Annotated in this window: 17 protein-coding genes and 1 pseudogene; 3 read left to right on the forward strand and 15 right to left on the reverse strand. The window is 64.1% G+C overall.

Going from position 1 to position 15,371, the window contains the following annotated elements; all coding sequences use genetic code 11:
- Positions 1-25: 25 nt before the first annotated feature.
- The 11 genes from C6A86_RS28755 to C6A86_RS28805 all read right to left on the reverse strand — a co-directional run bounded on the left by C6A86_RS28755 (position 26) and on the right by C6A86_RS28805 (position 8,806).
- Complete coding sequence (locus tag C6A86_RS28755; RefSeq protein WP_105364276.1) at positions 26-790, reverse strand: amino acid ABC transporter ATP-binding protein; 765 nt, start codon at positions 788-790, stop codon at positions 26-28.
- A gap of 10 nt (positions 791-800) precedes the next feature.
- A complete protein-coding gene (locus C6A86_RS28760) occupies positions 801-1,604 on the reverse strand; it encodes an amino acid ABC transporter permease (RefSeq protein WP_105364277.1) in 804 nt (267 codons plus the stop codon).
- 31 nt (positions 1,605-1,635) lie between these two features.
- Entirely contained in the window at positions 1,636-2,481 is an 846-nt protein-coding gene (locus tag C6A86_RS28765; protein ID WP_105364278.1) for an ABC transporter substrate-binding protein, read from the reverse strand.
- Positions 2,482-2,595: 114 nt separating this feature from the next.
- Complete coding sequence (locus tag C6A86_RS28770; protein ID WP_105364279.1) at positions 2,596-3,288, reverse strand: TetR/AcrR family transcriptional regulator; 693 nt, start codon at positions 3,286-3,288, stop codon at positions 2,596-2,598.
- Positions 3,289-3,436: 148 nt separating this feature from the next.
- Complete coding sequence (locus C6A86_RS28775; RefSeq protein ID WP_199196262.1) at positions 3,437-4,072, reverse strand: DUF3887 domain-containing protein; 636 nt, start codon at positions 4,070-4,072, stop codon at positions 3,437-3,439.
- Between the two features lie 108 nt (positions 4,073-4,180).
- Complete coding sequence (locus C6A86_RS28780) at positions 4,181-4,660, reverse strand: GNAT family N-acetyltransferase (RefSeq protein ID WP_105364280.1); 480 nt, start codon at positions 4,658-4,660, stop codon at positions 4,181-4,183.
- Positions 4,651-4,944 carry a hypothetical protein gene (locus C6A86_RS28785; protein WP_105364281.1) on the reverse strand — a complete coding sequence of 98 codons (294 nt, stop codon included), beginning with the start codon at positions 4,942-4,944 and terminating at the stop codon, positions 4,651-4,653. The genes C6A86_RS28780 and C6A86_RS28785 overlap by 10 nt, the downstream gene beginning before the upstream one ends.
- Positions 4,941-5,669 carry a peptidase E gene (locus C6A86_RS28790; protein WP_105364282.1) on the reverse strand — a complete coding sequence of 243 codons (729 nt, stop codon included), beginning with the start codon at positions 5,667-5,669 and terminating at the stop codon, positions 4,941-4,943. Before C6A86_RS28790 ends, C6A86_RS28785 begins: the two co-directional genes overlap by 4 nt.
- Positions 5,670-5,779: 110 nt before the next feature.
- Positions 5,780-6,208 (reverse strand): pyridoxamine 5'-phosphate oxidase family protein, encoded by a 429-nt coding sequence (locus tag C6A86_RS28795; RefSeq protein ID WP_158263286.1) that lies wholly within the window; start codon positions 6,206-6,208, stop codon positions 5,780-5,782.
- A 142-nt stretch (positions 6,209-6,350) separates the two neighbouring features.
- Positions 6,351-7,859, reverse strand: a complete 1,509-nt coding sequence (locus C6A86_RS28800; RefSeq protein ID WP_311100970.1) for an NAD(P)/FAD-dependent oxidoreductase — start codon at positions 7,857-7,859, stop codon at positions 6,351-6,353.
- Entirely contained in the window at positions 7,856-8,806 is a 951-nt protein-coding gene (locus C6A86_RS28805) for an alpha/beta hydrolase (RefSeq protein WP_105362547.1), read from the reverse strand. Before C6A86_RS28805 ends, C6A86_RS28800 begins: the two co-directional genes overlap by 4 nt.
- 58 nt (positions 8,807-8,864) lie before the next feature.
- Between C6A86_RS28805 and C6A86_RS28810 the strand changes: the two genes are divergently transcribed.
- Entirely contained in the window at positions 8,865-9,419 is a 555-nt protein-coding gene (locus C6A86_RS28810) for a TetR/AcrR family transcriptional regulator (RefSeq protein WP_105362546.1), read from the forward strand.
- Between the two features lie 265 nt (positions 9,420-9,684).
- On the opposite strand, the gene pip is transcribed toward C6A86_RS28810, so the two are convergent.
- Positions 9,685-10,638 carry a prolyl aminopeptidase gene (pip, locus tag C6A86_RS28815; RefSeq protein WP_105362545.1) on the reverse strand — a complete coding sequence of 318 codons (954 nt, stop codon included), beginning with the start codon at positions 10,636-10,638 and terminating at the stop codon, positions 9,685-9,687.
- Between the two features lie 37 nt (positions 10,639-10,675).
- The gene (locus tag C6A86_RS28820) at positions 10,676-10,921 is read right to left on the reverse strand and encodes a cold shock domain-containing protein (protein WP_199196125.1); all 246 of its coding nucleotides are present in this window, start codon (positions 10,919-10,921) and stop codon (positions 10,676-10,678) included.
- Positions 10,922-11,340: 419 nt separating this feature from the next.
- On the opposite strand from C6A86_RS28820, the gene C6A86_RS28825 reads away from it, so the two are divergent.
- Positions 11,341-12,216: an arginase family protein gene (locus C6A86_RS28825; RefSeq protein WP_199196124.1), complete on the forward strand. Its 876-nt coding sequence runs from the start codon at positions 11,341-11,343 to the stop codon at positions 12,214-12,216.
- Here the strand turns inward: C6A86_RS28825 and C6A86_RS28830 are convergent.
- Positions 12,211-13,335, reverse strand: a pseudogene (locus C6A86_RS28830) (IS3 family transposase). The gene C6A86_RS28825 and the pseudogene C6A86_RS28830 overlap by 6 nt on opposite strands.
- A 412-nt stretch (positions 13,336-13,747) precedes the next feature.
- Positions 13,748-14,236, reverse strand: a complete 489-nt coding sequence (locus C6A86_RS28835; protein ID WP_233212937.1) for a nuclear transport factor 2 family protein — start codon at positions 14,234-14,236, stop codon at positions 13,748-13,750.
- A gap of 142 nt (positions 14,237-14,378) precedes the next feature.
- Between C6A86_RS28835 and C6A86_RS28840 the strand changes: the two genes are divergently transcribed.
- A complete protein-coding gene (locus C6A86_RS28840) occupies positions 14,379-14,969 on the forward strand; it encodes a TetR/AcrR family transcriptional regulator (RefSeq protein WP_105362542.1) in 591 nt (196 codons plus the stop codon).
- The last annotated feature ends 402 nt before the right edge of the window (positions 14,970-15,371 follow it).

The following is a 15,371-nucleotide window of genomic DNA, read 5'->3' on the forward strand; positions in this document are numbered from 1 at the left end:
TCAGGAGTAGGCGATGGTGTCGATGTCAGTGGATTGTCGACAGGAATGCTTTGGTGCGGTCACTTTTTGGGCTGGAGAAGAGTTCGATTGGCGGGGAGTCCTCGATGATGCGGCCACCATCCATGACGACAATGCGGTCGGCGACTTCACGGGCGAACCGCATCTCGTGGGTCACCACCACCATCGTCATCTGGTCGCGCGCCAGTTCGCGCATCACCTCGAGCACCTCGCCCACCATCTCGACATCCAGCGCGCTGGTGGGCTCGTCGAACAGCATCACCTTCGGCCGCATGGCCAGTGCCCGGGCGATCGCCACGCGCTGCTGTTGGCCACCGGAGAGCTGACTGGGTCGGGATTCTTCCTTGTCTCCCAGCCCCACTCGCTCCAGCAGCGCCTTGGCGTCCTCGCGCGACTTCGCCTTGGGCTGACCGAGCACGCGGACCGGACCGTTCCACACGTTCTCCAGCGCGGTCATATGCGGAAAAAGGTTGAAATGCTGGAAGACGAAGCCGATTTCGCGTCGGCGACGCGCCAGTTCGGCGATGCCCACCTTGCGCTGCGATCCCGTCTCGCGATGCGCAATCGAGACGCCGCCGATCAGCACCTCTCCGGAGTCCAGCTGCTCCAGATGGTTCAGCGACCGCAACAGAGTGGTCTTGCCCGCCCCGGAGGGGCCGATGAGCACGACGACCTGGCCGCGCTGGACGTCGAGGTTGACGTCGTTGAGTACCCGGCGCCCACCCAGCGTGCAGCACGCATTACGCACCGACACGATGACTTTGTCGTTCATAGCTTCTCCTCTACCCGTGCGGCTGCAGGGTTGCGGGGTCCGGAGTGGTGGGACCCGCGGCTCGACGCGCCCCCAGCAGCCGCTGGGTGATCGTGACTCGCTGCTCGATACCGAGTTGGCGGGTCAGGCTGTTCTCGATGGCGGCCTGGATGAACGTCCACACCGTGGTCAGTGCGAGGTAGTAGATGGCCGCGACGATGAAGATCTCGAAGGTGTGGAAAGTCGCCGAGCTGATCTGCTGCGTGACGAGGAACATCTCGCTGACGCCGATCACCGACAGCACCGATGTGGTCTTCATCATCCCGTTGAACGAGTTGCCCATCGGCGGCACCATCACGCGAAGGGACTGCGGAACGATGACGAAGCGCATCAACCTGGCCGGTGTCATGCCCAGCGACGCCGCGGCCTCGAACTGCCCCTTCGGCACGGAATCCAGCCCCGACCTGATGATCTCGGCGATGTAGGCGCTCTCGTTGATCATCAGCCCGATGATCGCGGCCTGCACGGCGGCCTTCACCGAAAGCCCGAGGATGGACGCGTCGTGGAACTGGTAGACCCCGACGGCAGCCAGCCCGGTGTAGATGATCACCAGTTGCACGAGCAGTGGCGTGCCCCGGATGACCCAGATGTAGAAACCGGCAGCCCAGCGGACGGCGGCCACGCGTGACCGGCGCATGAGTGCCACGGCGAGACCGACGAGCGTGGCAAGGACCATCGCGATCGCAGAGATAACGATGGTCAGGACGAGGCCGTCGAGGAACGGTTCGCTCGGGGTGAAGAGCGATTTCCAGAAGAATGCCCAATCAAATTGCACGGGAATATCTCTCGATCCGTTCGTGGTGCTTTTATTTCGTGATGCTCAGGTCGCCCATGCCCCACTCGTCCAGGATCTTGGCGTAGGTGCCGTTGGACTCCAGTTCGCCGAGCGCCTGCGCGATCGCGTCGTGCAGCGCGGTATTACCCTTCAATGTCGCGGCGCCGATCTGGATGGTGCCGAAAGGCTCGCCCACCGGCTCGATCTTGGCGCCGGTCTTGGTGGCGTAGTAGCCAACTGTCTCAGCGGTTTCCATGTACGCGTCGACCTGGCCGTTCTGCACCTGCTGAATGGACACGTCGGCCTGGCTGGTGCGGGTGATGTCGACCGGGGGCTTGCCTGCCGCCGTGCACTTCTCCGATTGCTCCTGGGCCAGAGACTCGGCCGTGGTGGCCACCGCAAGTACGACCTTTTTTCCGCACAGGCTCTCATTCAGGCCGGTGATGTCGGAGGGCTTGTCCTCAGAGACGGCGATGCCCGTGCCTGACAAGACGTAGGGCACGAAGTCGACGACCTTTTCACGTTCGGGTTTGATGTACAGCTGCGCCATGATGACATCGCATTGCTTGGCCTGCAGCGTGGGAATCAGTGTGGCAAAGGAGGATTCGTGGAATCTGGCAGTCACCCCCATCTGGGCGGCGAGCGCCTCTCCCAGATCGACCTCGCTGCCGATCAGCTTGCCGGTCTCGTCGTGATAGACGTTGGGCGGCGTGCCGTCGTTCGACGCGCAGATCGTCAGCGTGTTCGTTTCCAGGATTGCCGGTGGCTGTACCTTCGCCGGACCGGTGGGGCTCGGCGCCGCCTCGTCCGACGACGAACAACCGACCAGTCCGAAGAGTGCTACGCCGGCAAGGCCGGCGATCAACGTCGTCTTCATCGTTCCTCCAGATGTCTGCGGTGCTTCCCTATCGAACGATAGGGCAATTTTGACCGCGGAGGATGCGTGTGACCGAACTCGTAACACGATTTACCCAGTCGTCATGAGACGGAGTCAGTTGACGGTGGTCAGATCGACGCCGCGTCGTTCGATCTCGCCGAGGCGCCCACGTGTGACCTCCCGGACGTTCGCCAGCCGCGACTGATCGACGAGCATGGAACGCACCACGAAGTCGGCTGCCTGCAGCGGCCGCTCGTGCCGCACACGTCCGGAAGGACCGCCCTGCTCGCGCAGCGTCTCGAACAACACGCCGTTGATGGCGCGTTGCACGAAACTCGGCTCGAAGGAGACGAATTCGCCTGCCTGGTGCCCGCCGTCGACGACGCTCTCGACCTGCCGGTGGAACATGGCGATGCCCTCACGCTCGGCCTCGAAGTCGTCGAGCCCCAGGACGGCGTCCTGGTACAGACCCCGCGCGTCGAACGGCTGAACCAGGATCTCGCGGACGTCGCAGGCGATGGCGAGGTGCAACTTCTCCGCCCAACTCGACTGCTCGGCAAGCCGCTGGTTCATCCGGTCGATCGAGGGCCCGAGGTCCAGTTCGACCAGGGCACGGAAGATCTCGTGCTTGGCTTGGAAGTGGTGGAACAGTGAGGGCTGCCGGATCGCGACGGCCTCTGCGATGTCACGCGTCGACGTGCCGAAGTAGCCGCGCTGGGCGAACAGCACCGACGCCGACAGCAGGATGCGGCCGCGCGTCGACGCCCAGTCCACGGCTTTCGGTTCCCAGCCCTTCCCGTACTTCACCCGTCAACTGTGACATACGGCCTCCCTCCCCATCGTCGGTAGCTGGGGCGGAGATCACCAGCCGGTCGTGAGGACCCGCTCCAGGAAGTCGGCGAAGTAGTTCACCGACTCCTGTGAGGCACACAGCGCATCTTTCAGGCGGACTGACCTACGTCGTGGTCGGCCCACTGAGTCGAGCGGCCGCATCCGGGTTGAGGATGTACAACCCGGCCACCGTGTGATCATCACGAAAGGTGATGCGCGCGACGAAATCGCCGGCCTCGAAGGCCAGCGGCGTGTCCGTCGTGGTGAAGATCCCGGCGCGCACGGCGGTGATGTCTCCGTGCCCTTCGTACGCTCCAGCCGTCCCCACGATCTGAGCCCACGCCTCGGCAAGTCCTTCATCGGTGAGCCCGTCGCGCATGGTGGCATCGAAGCGGGCGCTGATATCTGCCCATCGGGCGTGCGCCATGTCGCTGAGGATCGTCTCGGTCAGGTCCTGAGCTTCAGGCAGAGCCGTGGTGTTCATCATTTCTCCAGTTCGTGGGTCGATCGGTTTGCCGTAGCGCTGGAAGGCGGCCTGCCGCGATACCCCTAGGACCTCGCCGATGTCCTGCCATGTTCGGCCCGATTCTCGTGCCCGCTGCACGGCGGCGGCCAGTAATTCCTCAGCCCGTCCCTGAATCTCCTGTGCCGCAAGCACTCCCTTGAGCGGGTCGTCCTCGGCACGCAGGATCGGGGCGGCAAGCAACTGCCCCAGCTGGCGGTGAAGTTGCTGTGCGATCGCGGTAAACGGGGCCGGCACGTGTCAAGGTTAAGATGACGGGAGTGCATTTGTCAAGTAATTCTTGACACGGCGGCGACTCGGGCCCGCCCCTGGGTCACGAACGACACCGGGGTCCAGGCGGCTGTGTCAATCGCCCTCTCGGCGTAGGTCTTTGAGCATCGCTATCCCCAGCGGGCCGTGGCCCCGGCCGACCTCGCGGAAGCCCTTGCGTTCGTAGAGTCGTCGTGCGGGATTGCGGACGTGGACGTTGGTGCACATCGTGTCGCACAGTGGCGCGAGCTCTGCGAACAGAGCATCCAGCAGCACTCCCCCGATGCCGGCGCCGCGCTGTTCCGGCACGACCGCCATGCACAGCTCGGGCAACGGCACCCCGACAGCATCCGTGTGCAGCGGTGGATTGCTGTGATAGGTCCACACTGCGCCAGCGGGCGATCCTTGACGGACCTCGGCGATGATCGCCACGGTTCCTGGCGCGGGCAACATCTCTTGCACCTCGTCATCGTCCGGGTCAGGCAGGGACCGATCCTCGATCACGCAGGCATACCGCGCCATCTCGACCATGAACACGCGATCACTGGGCGTGGCTGCACGCAACGTCACCGACATCCCATCACCCGGAATGCTGAGTGCGCCGGCGGATGGGCGCGCATATGCACACGGACGTCGGCGTCTGCGCCCTCGACCTTCGACTCGACGAACCCCAGGCGCCGGTATAGACGGCGGGCATCGCTGTTGACCTTCAACACGCTCAGGCGCACACCGCGATCGGCGCTGAACGCGTCATCCCAGCCCCACACCTGATTCACGTACGGACCCAGCGTGGCCTTGTGCAGCTCGAAAATGAACTCGAAGTCCTCGACACCGGCCGCACGGAACGTAATCGTGGTCATCGCAGCCGCCGCACGTCGAGCGCGGACTCCGCCGCGCCATCTCCCAGTCTCTGCACGAAATATGCTCCTGCTGTGCCATTCTCAGCGACCGCCTCCACAAACGTCGTTCCGCGGTAGAGCAGTCCTGCCCCGTCATCGGTGGCGTAGGAGGCCGGCAGCACCCGATCTTCGACGAGGGCATGCAGCAATGGGCGGCGTTGTTCCTCGGAGTCGTAGTGCACACCATTGCCGTACGGCAGGAATCCCAACCCATTGCTGATCGGTTGAAGCGCTGGGCCAAACGAGTCAGTGGTGCCCCCGGCGTGCCAGCAGATCGATCCTGCCGATATCCCGGTCAGCACGACGCCGGACTGCCATGCCGCTCGCAGCGCGACGTCAAGTTCGTGCACGCGCCACAACGCGAGCAAGTTGGCGGCACTGCCCCCGAACACCCACACCACATCCTGCTCCAACAGGTGTGCCGCGGCATCGGCGAATGTCGGCATCGGGAACAGCGCGATGTGCGAAGGAATGAAGCCGCGCACCTGAGCGGCCTCGGTCAAGCAATGCAGCACGGCCTTGTCATCACCCACCGCGGTGGCCAGGAAGCAGATGCGTGGCGCGCGACCGACGACCCCGGACAAGTCGACCGCGAAGTCAGTCAATGCCGTGAACTCAAATCGGGTCCGCCGTCCAGCCCCGATACCCCCGCTGGTGGCGAGGATGGTCGGTGCATCTGCGGGCATCCAACGACGGTAGGCGCACACATAAAGGTGCACAACCGATTACTGAGGAGGCCACGGCGGTGCTGGCGGCCGCGCCTGAGGCCATCACTCTTAGGCGGTGCCGATCGAAGCTAAGCCTGGTCCGACGTCGGACTCGAATAGTCCCAAGACAACGTTCTCAGCGGTGTCATGCGGATGTAGGCGGTGCCCGCCCGAGGTTGGGTAGGCCATTCGGACTCTGGCACGCCGCGCTTCCGGGCGCCTGCTCTCGCGAGCTCGAGTGCTTCGCCTGGTTCGCGAACGATCCGGGCGTGACCTTGGAACAGCACTCCTCGGATGTCTGTCATGCTCGAGCCGTCTTCGAGCATGACGCTCACGTTCTGGTTGCTTTCGACGTTGGCAACTTTGCGTGTCCCGTCTCGCACACCCATGATGATGTCGCGGCCAAGGCGGAAGTATCCCAGTGGCACCGAGTGCGGGAATCCGTCCTTGTCGATGGTGCTCAGTACTGCCCAGGACGGGCGGCTGTCGAGATACGCCTCGATTTGTTCGTCACTCATTTTTCCTGGCATGAGAAAGGGTACCAACCGCCAAATCAACGCTGAGCGTGGCAGTTCGGCAACATCCTCTCCCGGCACTCGCCATCCAAGGCCAAGGCCAGCTCGTCTCGGATAGGGCGAGCGTCATCGCCAACCAAGATGTTCACGTCGCGGGCTGCCGCGCTGTGCGGGTGAAGTAGTTCTGCACGTCGAAGGTCTTGGTGCGGGAACGGAATCGGAAGGTGAACGTCGGCCACATGACCGAGTTGCGGCCTCGTGAGTCCAGATACCAGCTGGAGCATCCCCCGGAGTTCCACACCGTGCCCCCGAGTGCGGCGTCGACCCACGCGTTGTAGGACGCCTGGGTTTCGGGGCGGACGTCGATCGACACGAGGCCCTCGGTGCGCATCGTGCGGAGAGCAGCCGCGAGGTAGGCGGCCTGAGATTCCAGCATGTAGACGATCGAACTGTGTCCCAGGTTGGTGTTGGGCCCGTACATCAGGAACAGGTTCGGGAAGCTCGCCACGGTGATGCCCAGGTGCGCGTTCGGGCTGCCCGCCCAGTGTGCGGCCAGGGTGTGGCCGTCGGCGCAGGTCAGCAGGTGCGCGACGGGAGGCTCGGTGGGGGTGAAGCCGGTGGCGAAGATGATGGTGTCAACCTCGTGCAACGTCCCGGCGCCGTCACGGACTCCGGTGGCGGTGATCTCGGCCAGGGCACTGGTCACCACATCGACGTCGGCGCGTGACAGGGTGGGCAGCCAGTCGTTGGTGAGCAGGATTCGCTTGCACCCGATGCGGAAGTCCGGCGTCAACGCGGCGCGCAACGCCGGGTCGGGCACTTGGCGGCGCAGTCGAGCCTTGGCGATCAGCTGAACTATCGGCAGCAGCCACGTGAGATGTGCCAGTAGTACGAGGTAGCCCTCCCGATAGGTGTAGACGGTGCCACGAACCAGTTTCTGCAGCAAAGGAACTCGACGATACAAGGCTTTTTCGGCGCGGCTCAGGGTGCGGTCCATTCGGGGCATCACCCACGCCGGCGTCCGCTGGAACACCGTCAGGTGGGAGGTCCGGTCGGCAATTTCGGGGACGAACTGCACCGCCGAGGCCCCGGTGCCGATCACAGCCACCCGCTCACCGGTCAGGTCGTGGTCGTGATTCCACGTGGCCGAGTGAAACACCGTGCCTGTGAAGTCGTTCAGTCCCGGCACATCGGGCAGCTTCGGGGTGGACAGGGCTCCGGTAGCGGCGACCAGGACCGTGGCGGTCAGCGTGCCCAGGGCGGTCTGCACCTGCCAGCACTGCCGGTCGTCGTCCCATGTCGCGCCGAGTAGCTCGCACCCGGTGATCAGGTGGCGCCGCAGCCCGGTCTGGTCAGCCACCGAGGTGAGGTAGCGGTGGATCTCAGGTTGGCGGGCGAAGGTGTGACTCCACTCGGAGCTGGGGGCGAAGGAGAACGAGTACAGCGACGTCGGGACGTCGCACGCGCAGCCGGGGTAGGTGTTGTCGCGCCATGTCCCGCCGACCTCGTCGGCCCGTTCGATGATCAGTAGGTCCGTCTGGGGCTCTGCGCGTAGGACCGCCGCGGCGGCGGCCATCCCGGCGAATCCCGCGCCGACCACCAGAGTGTGCACCGACGCCGGAAGAGTCGGCGCTGTCGTTGGTGGTGTCGTCATCGGGTGGCTCCGACGTGGCGGTGCAGGAAGGCGATCTGATCGGACACGATGCGCTCGAAGTGCGGGTCGAGGTAGGGCTCGAAGTGCGTGCAGTCATAGGACTTCGCCTCGCCTTTGGGGATGCGAGCCACGATCTTGCGCGCCTTGGCATACGGCGTGACGTCGTCTCTGATGGCCAGTTGCACCAGCGTGGGCGCGGTGATTTTGGCGACGTGTCGGCCCGGGGAGTAGAACGGCACTCGCAGCGCGATGCGGGCTGCGACATCGTTGTCGGCCAGCAGTTCGTCGCGCTTGTCCCCAGCCATCTGCAGCACTAGGTCGTAGGCGCCGGGTGAGGTCATCATGGCGACCTCACCGGGTCGTCCGATGGACTTCACGCGGCGCGGCGGGCGGCCCAGCCATGCCCCGACCTGGTCGCGCAGCGCGGCCAACGCCAAGCGGGCGAGCAGCATTGGGGGTTGCGCGAACGCCGATGCGGGGCCGGTGACGTGCGGCACCTGCACGATCGCGGCCGCCAGTTTGCGGTCTTCGGCTGCGAGATCCAAGACGTGTCCGCCGCCGAATGAGGACCCCCACCCGACCACCCGGGTGGTATCGATACCGACGAGGCCACGGGCATAGGCCACCGCGGCACGCCAGTCGGCATGCTGGGCGGCGATGTCGAGTACGCGGCGCGGTTGACCGGCACTCGCGCCCCAGGACCGGTAGTCGAACACCAGCGCGGCGTACCCGGCCTGGGCGAACCGGGCAGCGTACGCGTCCAAACGCAGCTCCCGGAACGCGGCGAACCCATGAGCCAGCACCACGATTGGCGGCATCTGCACGCCGTCGGGACGGTACAGCCACGCCGCGCACGCCTCACCCTCGGAGGGGAAGGTGACGTCGTGCCGGACATAGGTGTGAGCGGTGCCGGGCCCGCCCGGTGCAGCCGGTTCGTTGATCGTCATTCAAGAGAAGGTAGCAGTTCATTGAATGCCGTTCAAGAAGATCGACTAGGCTCGGGTGATGCCGAGGAACAAGCGGCCCCAACCGCCGCAGGAGAAGCGGGCGGAGATCGTCACCGCCGCCCGCGAACTCTTCGTCGACGCCGGCTACGACGCCACCCCGATGGGCCGCCTGGCCGCGGCGGCCGGGGTCGCAGCCAACACCATCTACTGGTACTTCGAGGACAAGGACGCCGTCCTGATCGCCGTCCTCGACGAGGTGATGACCGACGCGTGGGCGCAGTACCAATCGGTGGCCGCCGAGCCCATCCCAGTGCGCCTTTTGTGGGTGGTACAGCAACTGCAACAGATGAGTCGCCTGGTCAGCACCGTCCACGCCCGCGCCGAGCGCTCACCGTCAGTCGCGTTGTGGCACGACAACTTTCACCTGCTGACCGCTAGCCTGTTCCGCTACGAACTCGAAGCCGCCGGCGCGGCCCCAGACAGCCTGGACGCCGAAGTCATGATCGGCGTATTCACCATCGAGGGACTGCTCATGCATCCCCTTGGCGAGGATCAGCAACGCGCCATCTGCAACGTCCTTGCCTCCCGGTGGATCCCGCAACCGCCCCCCTGACCAAGGACGTTCCGCCTACCAGTGCGGCGCGGTGTGATCGTGAGACCTCGTGCTCTGCCGCCGGCGACGGGGGTTCATGCCGCTCGAGACCCTGTTGCGCTCTGCTTGAAATCGCCGATGACCACGCTGGACTCGGCCGGTGTTCGGTATCCCAGGGCTGAGTGGCCCAACGATCGGCGCGTACGCCCGATCAACCTCGCCGATCGCGGCAGGGCATTGCTCGACGAACTCACCAAAACCGCCCGCGACCAACGTCGACGGCTACTCAATCAACACCACTGGTAAATCGTGCGATCGCTGCTTCGACTGCAGTCCGCATCGCCGGGCTGCCGGTGTGTCCTGAGTCCTCGACGACCACGAGTTCTGCCTCGGGCCACGCTTGGGCGAGTTCCCAGGCGGTCAACAGCGGCGCGGAAAGGTCCAGCCGACCGTGAATGAGGATTCCGGGGATGTCGGCGAGCTGATAGGCGCCGCGCAGTAGTTCGCCATCTTGCAGCCATCCGTGGTGGGCGAAGAAGTGGGTACAGATCCGCACGAAGGCCAACCGCTGCTCATCGCCCTTGGCACTGTATTGTCCTGGGCTGCCCTGAGTTTCGTGGGCAATCGCGGCGTCCTCCCAGGCGCACCAATCACGCGCAGCGTTCGCCCGCACGTCGGGATCAGGATCATTCATGAGTTGCCGGTAGCCCTCGACGAGGTTGCCGTCGCGCAGCGATTCAGGAAGACCATCGCGGAAACGCTCCCACTGCTGGGGCAGGAGCAGGCGTAGACCGCGGTATAGCCAGTCGATTTCGCGTGGTCGGGTCATCGTGACCCCGACCAGGATGATGCCTTCAACACGCTGGGGATGGCGTTGCGCGTAGGCCAGGATCAACGTGGATGCCCAGGAACCTCCGTGCAGCAGCCACCGCTGCACACCCAGGTGCGCGCGTAGCGCCTCCATATCGGCCAACAGATGCTCGGTGGTGTTGACCGACATGTCCGTGCCCGGATCCGCGGCGCTGGGAACACTGTCTCCGCATCCGCGTTGGTCGAACGAGACGACCTGAAAGATGTTGTGATCGAATGCCTTGTGAGCGGTGCGGGACCTCCCGCTGCCGGGTCCGCCGTGCACCAACAACACCGTCCGCCCCACAGGATTACCCCGGCATTCCCAATACATCTGGTTGCCGTCACCTACGTCGAGCAGCCCCTGACTGCGCGGCCCTCCCATGGACATTGCACCCCCTCATTGCGACAAGACAGCTCAGTGCCTACTAGTGGGTGGCCGTAGTAGGCCACACCGCGATGACACGGAACTCATAGCCGTCCTGCGGGTACTTCTCCCACGTGAACTCAACCGGCTGGCCACGGTCGAAAGTGCGGAATCCGCGAGCGGCGGTATAGGCGTCGGCCTGAATGTGGGTGAAGTGTGCCCAACAACCCCCCGCGGTTTCGACCGAATCGATGACACCCCAGCCTTCCTCGGAGTTCCAAGAGCGCACGGTGCCGGTGGTGGCCATGCCACGACGGTAATTCATCTGGCGCGAGTTCTCGCGTGCTTTCCAGCCTGGGCCAGGCGCTGGAAGCGCCGCGGCGAAGGGCCGATCGCCCGCTCATGGCTCGGACGGGCAGGCTGTCAGCATTGCCTTGTCGACGAACTACTGTCCGATTATGGTCGGGGTGTGGGGTGGACCCTCCTTGAAAAGGATCCGCAGCCGCGTCGGGAAGTCTCTCGGCGAGAACAAGACTCCATCGCTGTGCGCAACATCGAGAGCTGACATCAAGGCGGGCCTGAGAACGGGCTCTCCGTCCCCGACTGCGAGCCCGACACACGGCCGCACTCGAGCCGCAGTTTGGATATGCACAACCGCTTCATATGTGGTGCACTCACCGATCGAGGAGCACGAAATGACATGCGCACAATGACTGGAGGACACCCGTGACCAGTGACGGCTCGAAAACCATCCGACTAGCAATGCCGCAATGGCAGGGTGGCAACAACCGCAACTACCCCCTCGGCACGGATCTGCTCGCATTCCTTGCCCCGGACAACGGTCAGCCGACACTCACGGTCGAAGTGGAACCATTCGATCCCGACGACACCCCGGAGCGAGGAATCGCGCACCGTCGAGCGCTGCTCGACCAACTCCGGCGCGCACGGGCCGTCCTCGACGACGCGCAACCCGACAAAGTGGTCGTCTTCGGCGGAGACTGCCTGGTAGAGCAAGCACCCTTTTCCTACCTGAACGAGCGTCACGGGGGCAAGCTCGGCGTGCTGTGGATTGATGCCCATCCCGACATCAAGACACCCGCCGAATGGGCAAACGCACACACGATGGTTCTGGGCAATCTGCTCGGCGAAGGCGATGCCGAATTCTCCGCGGAGGTACAGCAGAAGATCGAGCCGGGCCGGGTGATGTACGCGGGTCTACGGGAAGTCGGCCTCACCGAGCAGGAATCGGAGGTCATCGGCCGACTCGGCCTACGAGTCGCAAGTCCTGAGGCGCTGGCCGTCGACAGCTCCGCCATACTGACCTGGATTCGCGAGGAAGGCATCGACCATCTCGCAATCCACCTCGACGTCGACGTGCTCGACCCGGCTTCATTCCGCTCGGTGTTGTTTGCCGAACCAGACCCTGAGATCAACTGGTTGGAGATGTACCCCGCAGGGAAAATGACTCTGCCCCAGGTGATACGCGTCATGGCCGACGCGGCTTCGCAAGCAGAAGTCGTCGGACTGGGAATCTGTGAACACCTGCCGTGGGACATGATCCACCTCAAAGAGGCGCTCGCCAAGTTCCCCGTCATCTCATAACGCCCCACTTTGGACGACGTCGCCTACCCAGAACCGGACGTCGGCTGGCCGGAGTCCGTTCCGGGGGATTGGGTGTGAGGCCCCGAGTGCGCGTTGCCGGCGGTGTCGGTGGTAGGTCCGCTCGATCCAGGCCACGATCGCCAGGCGGCGTTCGGCTCGGGTGGGCCATCGTTTTCGGTCGAGCACGTTGGGTAGCAGCAGGGCGAAGAACGACTCCATCGCGGCATTGTCCCCGCACGCACCGACGCGGCCCATCGCTCCATGCAAACCGTTGTGCGACAGCGCATGAACGAACTTTGGGGACCTAAACTGACTACCCCTGTCCGAGTGAACGATCGTCGCGACCGGTGAGCGCAGCGCAACGGCGTGATCCAGGGCCGCGACAGCGAGCGAGGACCTCATCCGCGAGTCGATCGAGTAGCCCACAATCCGTTTGGAGTAAACGTCTTTAATGGCGCACAGGCAGGGCTTGCCCTCATCGGTGCGGTGCTCGGTGATGTCGGCCAGCCAGACCTGATTGGCGGCCTTGGCGTTGAACTGACGCTGCACGAGGTCGTCGTGCACCGGTGGTCCGGATCGACGGTTCAGTCCACGCTTCTTGGCGAAGATCGATTCGATGCGCTCCTGGGAACACAGCCGTGCGACGCGGTTCTCGCCGGCAGTGATTCCGCGCCCGGGCAGTTCGTCGGCGATGAATCGGTAGCCGAAGGCGGGGTCGTCGGCATGGATGTCGCGGGCGGCGTTGATCAGGTGCGCGTCGTCCCAATCACGCTGGGACAGGGGTGTTTTACGCCATTTGTAGAACGCCTGGGTGGAGAATCCCGGGACCCGGCAGGTCACCGTGACGGGCACGCCGTCGTCGGCAAGGTCGAGGACCAGCGGGTACATCATTTTGGGTTGGCGTCCCGTGACAGGTAGCCGACCGCGCGGCGCATCACTTCGGCCTCCTGCAGACGCGGGCTGCCCGTCACCGTCCTCACGGTCGGCGATCTTGAGCCAGCGACGCAGACAGGCCTACGAGATACCGAACTCTTTCGCGATCTGGCGCAACGGCGCCTCACCCTTGCGGGCCACAGCAATGACCTCGGCTCGGAACTCGGCAGGAACCGGTTTCGGCACGAGATTGATCCTTCCAGCAAGGACGAATCCTCACGTGTCAGGAGTCAACCGAACTGGGGGCAGTCCCCCGCCAGAAGCGTGAGGCCGATGACCCAAATGGGCTTACAGGCCTGGCGGATACGCGCAGGCCCGCGTAGCACAATGAACGACCCGCGTCTCCAACGTCACAACACCTCGCGCGCTGCGTCCCTGGGATCGCGGGAGGACGCTCAGTTCAGCGGTGGCGATTGAGTAGGGCTGTCAGTGATACGTCGGAACGAAAGGCGCTGGTCCGCAACTCGTGCGTCTGGCCTGGCCTACGGGATGGCGTCCGCACCCATCTGGCGGGTTGGGCCCGCCGGAGGGGGCATTGCGTTCTCACCTCAAAGGTGTCTCAGGCGCGCTCGGTGTGACGGGCTCCCGAGCGCCACGATCACAAGCCGAGGTCGGACAAGCTGGGGTGACCCTCCGGTCGCGGTGCGTTCCGGTCCCAGAAGAACTTGCGCTCATCTTCGTCGATCTGCACGTCGTTGATGCTGGCGTGGCGGTGGGTCATCAGACCGTGTTCGTTGTATAGCCAGTTCTCATTGCCGTAGGCGCGAAACCATTGACCCGCATCGTCGTGGTATTCGTAGGCAAAGCGGACCGCAATGCGGTTCTCGCTGTGGGCCCACAACTCTTTGACGAGGCGGTACTCGTGTTCGCGTTCCCACTTGCCGCTCAGGAAGTCGATGATCTGTTCTCGGCCTGTCACGAACACGGAGCGGTTGCGCCAGACGCTATCGGCCGAGTAGGCCTGCGCTACGACCTGCGGATCGCGGCTATTCCAGGCGTTTTCAGCCAGCCGGACCTTCAAGGTGGCCGATTCATCGGTGAACGGTGGGACGGGAGGCTTCGCAGTGATGGCGGTGGTCGTGGTCATGATGGTCTTTCTGTGGGGAGTTGGTTTCATTACCTTGGCCATGTAGACGTACCTGTCTACATGACGGGTACGGTACGTCATGTAGACAGACTTGTCCACCGGGCCTGGTGGCTATGTGGACAGAACTGTCTACTATGGTGGTGTGAGCATCTCCCAGACTCTTGATCCGCATGTTGATGTGCCGACCCTGCCGGCTCGGGAACGGATATTGGCCACTGCGTATCGGCTGTTCTACCGCGAGGGCATTCGAGCGACCGGCATCGACAAGGTGATAGCCGAAGCTGGCGTCACCAAGGTCACGTTCTATCGCCATTTTCCGAGCAAGGACGCACTGATATTGGCCTTTTTGGACTTGCGGCATCGGCGTTGGATGGACTGGTTTGTCGATGCACTTGATCGCCACGCTGCTGGTAGTCGTCGCCGGGTCGCGGTGGTCGCCGCGGTCGAGGAATGGCTGACGGCGGACTCCTTCCGGGGGTGCGCCTTCATCAACAGCGTCAATGAGATCGGCGCCGAACTGCCCGAGGTCTACGCCATCGCCGCTCGCCATAAAGCGGATATGGTCGCGGCGATCAAGGCGACACTTCCGCCGGGTCCGAATAGAGCCCGGACGGCGCAAGCGCTCGGCGTCGCGATTGATGGTGCTGTTGTGCAAGCGCAGTGCCAGCGCGACGCCACACCGGCGGTGAAAGCGCTGACGACGATCGCGTCAACGCTGCTGACGAATGTGTAATCCCTGATTACGCATTGTCGCCCAGGCAGGACTATCGATAACTCTTGCGACCTGTACCGGCGGTGGTGGGCGTGACGGCGACCGGCTCGGACACCTCACCGACGCGGGTTCGGCGCCTCAAAGCCCGCTGCATCAGTACTGAGTTAGCACAAGCAGCGGATGTGAGTTCGCAGCTGTCCCGCCACAGGCAGACACGGCAGGCCGTCATCCCCCGGAAATGGGTGGCAGTACCGCGATCTCGTCGCCGGCACCGACGGGCGTCCGGCCCGTCATGAGATTCCGCCATCTGCCATGAGAACCTACAGGTTGTGGCTTCTCAAACTTCATGTCCACTCGCAGTGGCCTGAACTGCGAAGACAAAAGCGTTCTCACGAGATGTCCATACCTTAAATTCTCACTTTC

Origin of the sequence: Mycobacterium sp. ITM-2016-00316, from assembly GCF_002968335.2 — a bacterium.
Taxonomy (GTDB): Bacteria; Actinomycetota; Actinomycetes; order Mycobacteriales; family Mycobacteriaceae; genus Mycobacterium.

Bases quoted from the DNA above. Each gene is read 5' to 3' on its own strand.
- C6A86_RS28755 (WP_105364276.1), bottom strand. From the start codon at position 790: ATGAACGACAAAGTCATCGTGTCGGTGCGTAATGCGTGCTGCACGCTG.
- C6A86_RS28765 (WP_105364278.1), bottom strand. From the start codon at position 2,481: ATGAAGACGACGTTGATCGCCGGCCTTGCCGGCGTAGCACTCTTCGGA.
- C6A86_RS28780 (WP_105364280.1), bottom strand. From the start codon at position 4,660: ATGTCGGTGACGTTGCGTGCAGCCACGCCCAGTGATCGCGTGTTCATG.
- C6A86_RS28785 (WP_105364281.1), bottom strand. From the start codon at position 4,944: ATGACCACGATTACGTTCCGTGCGGCCGGTGTCGAGGACTTCGAGTTC.
- C6A86_RS28790 (WP_105364282.1), bottom strand. From the start codon at position 5,669: ATGCCCGCAGATGCACCGACCATCCTCGCCACCAGCGGGGGTATCGGG.
- C6A86_RS28795 (WP_158263286.1), bottom strand. From the start codon at position 6,208: ATGAGTGACGAACAAATCGAGGCGTATCTCGACAGCCGCCCGTCCTGG.
- C6A86_RS28800 (WP_311100970.1), bottom strand. From the start codon at position 7,859: ATGACGACACCACCAACGACAGCGCCGACTCTTCCGGCGTCGGTGCAC.
- C6A86_RS28805 (WP_105362547.1), bottom strand. From the start codon at position 8,806: ATGACGATCAACGAACCGGCTGCACCGGGCGGGCCCGGCACCGCTCAC.
- C6A86_RS28810 (WP_105362546.1), top strand. From the start codon at position 8,865: ATGCCGAGGAACAAGCGGCCCCAACCGCCGCAGGAGAAGCGGGCGGAG.
- pip (WP_105362545.1), bottom strand. From the start codon at position 10,638: ATGTCCATGGGAGGGCCGCGCAGTCAGGGGCTGCTCGACGTAGGTGAC.
- C6A86_RS28820 (WP_199196125.1), bottom strand. From the start codon at position 10,921: ATGGCCACCACCGGCACCGTGCGCTCTTGGAACTCCGAGGAAGGCTGG.
- C6A86_RS28835 (WP_233212937.1), bottom strand. From the start codon at position 14,236: ATGACCACGACCACCGCCATCACTGCGAAGCCTCCCGTCCCACCGTTC.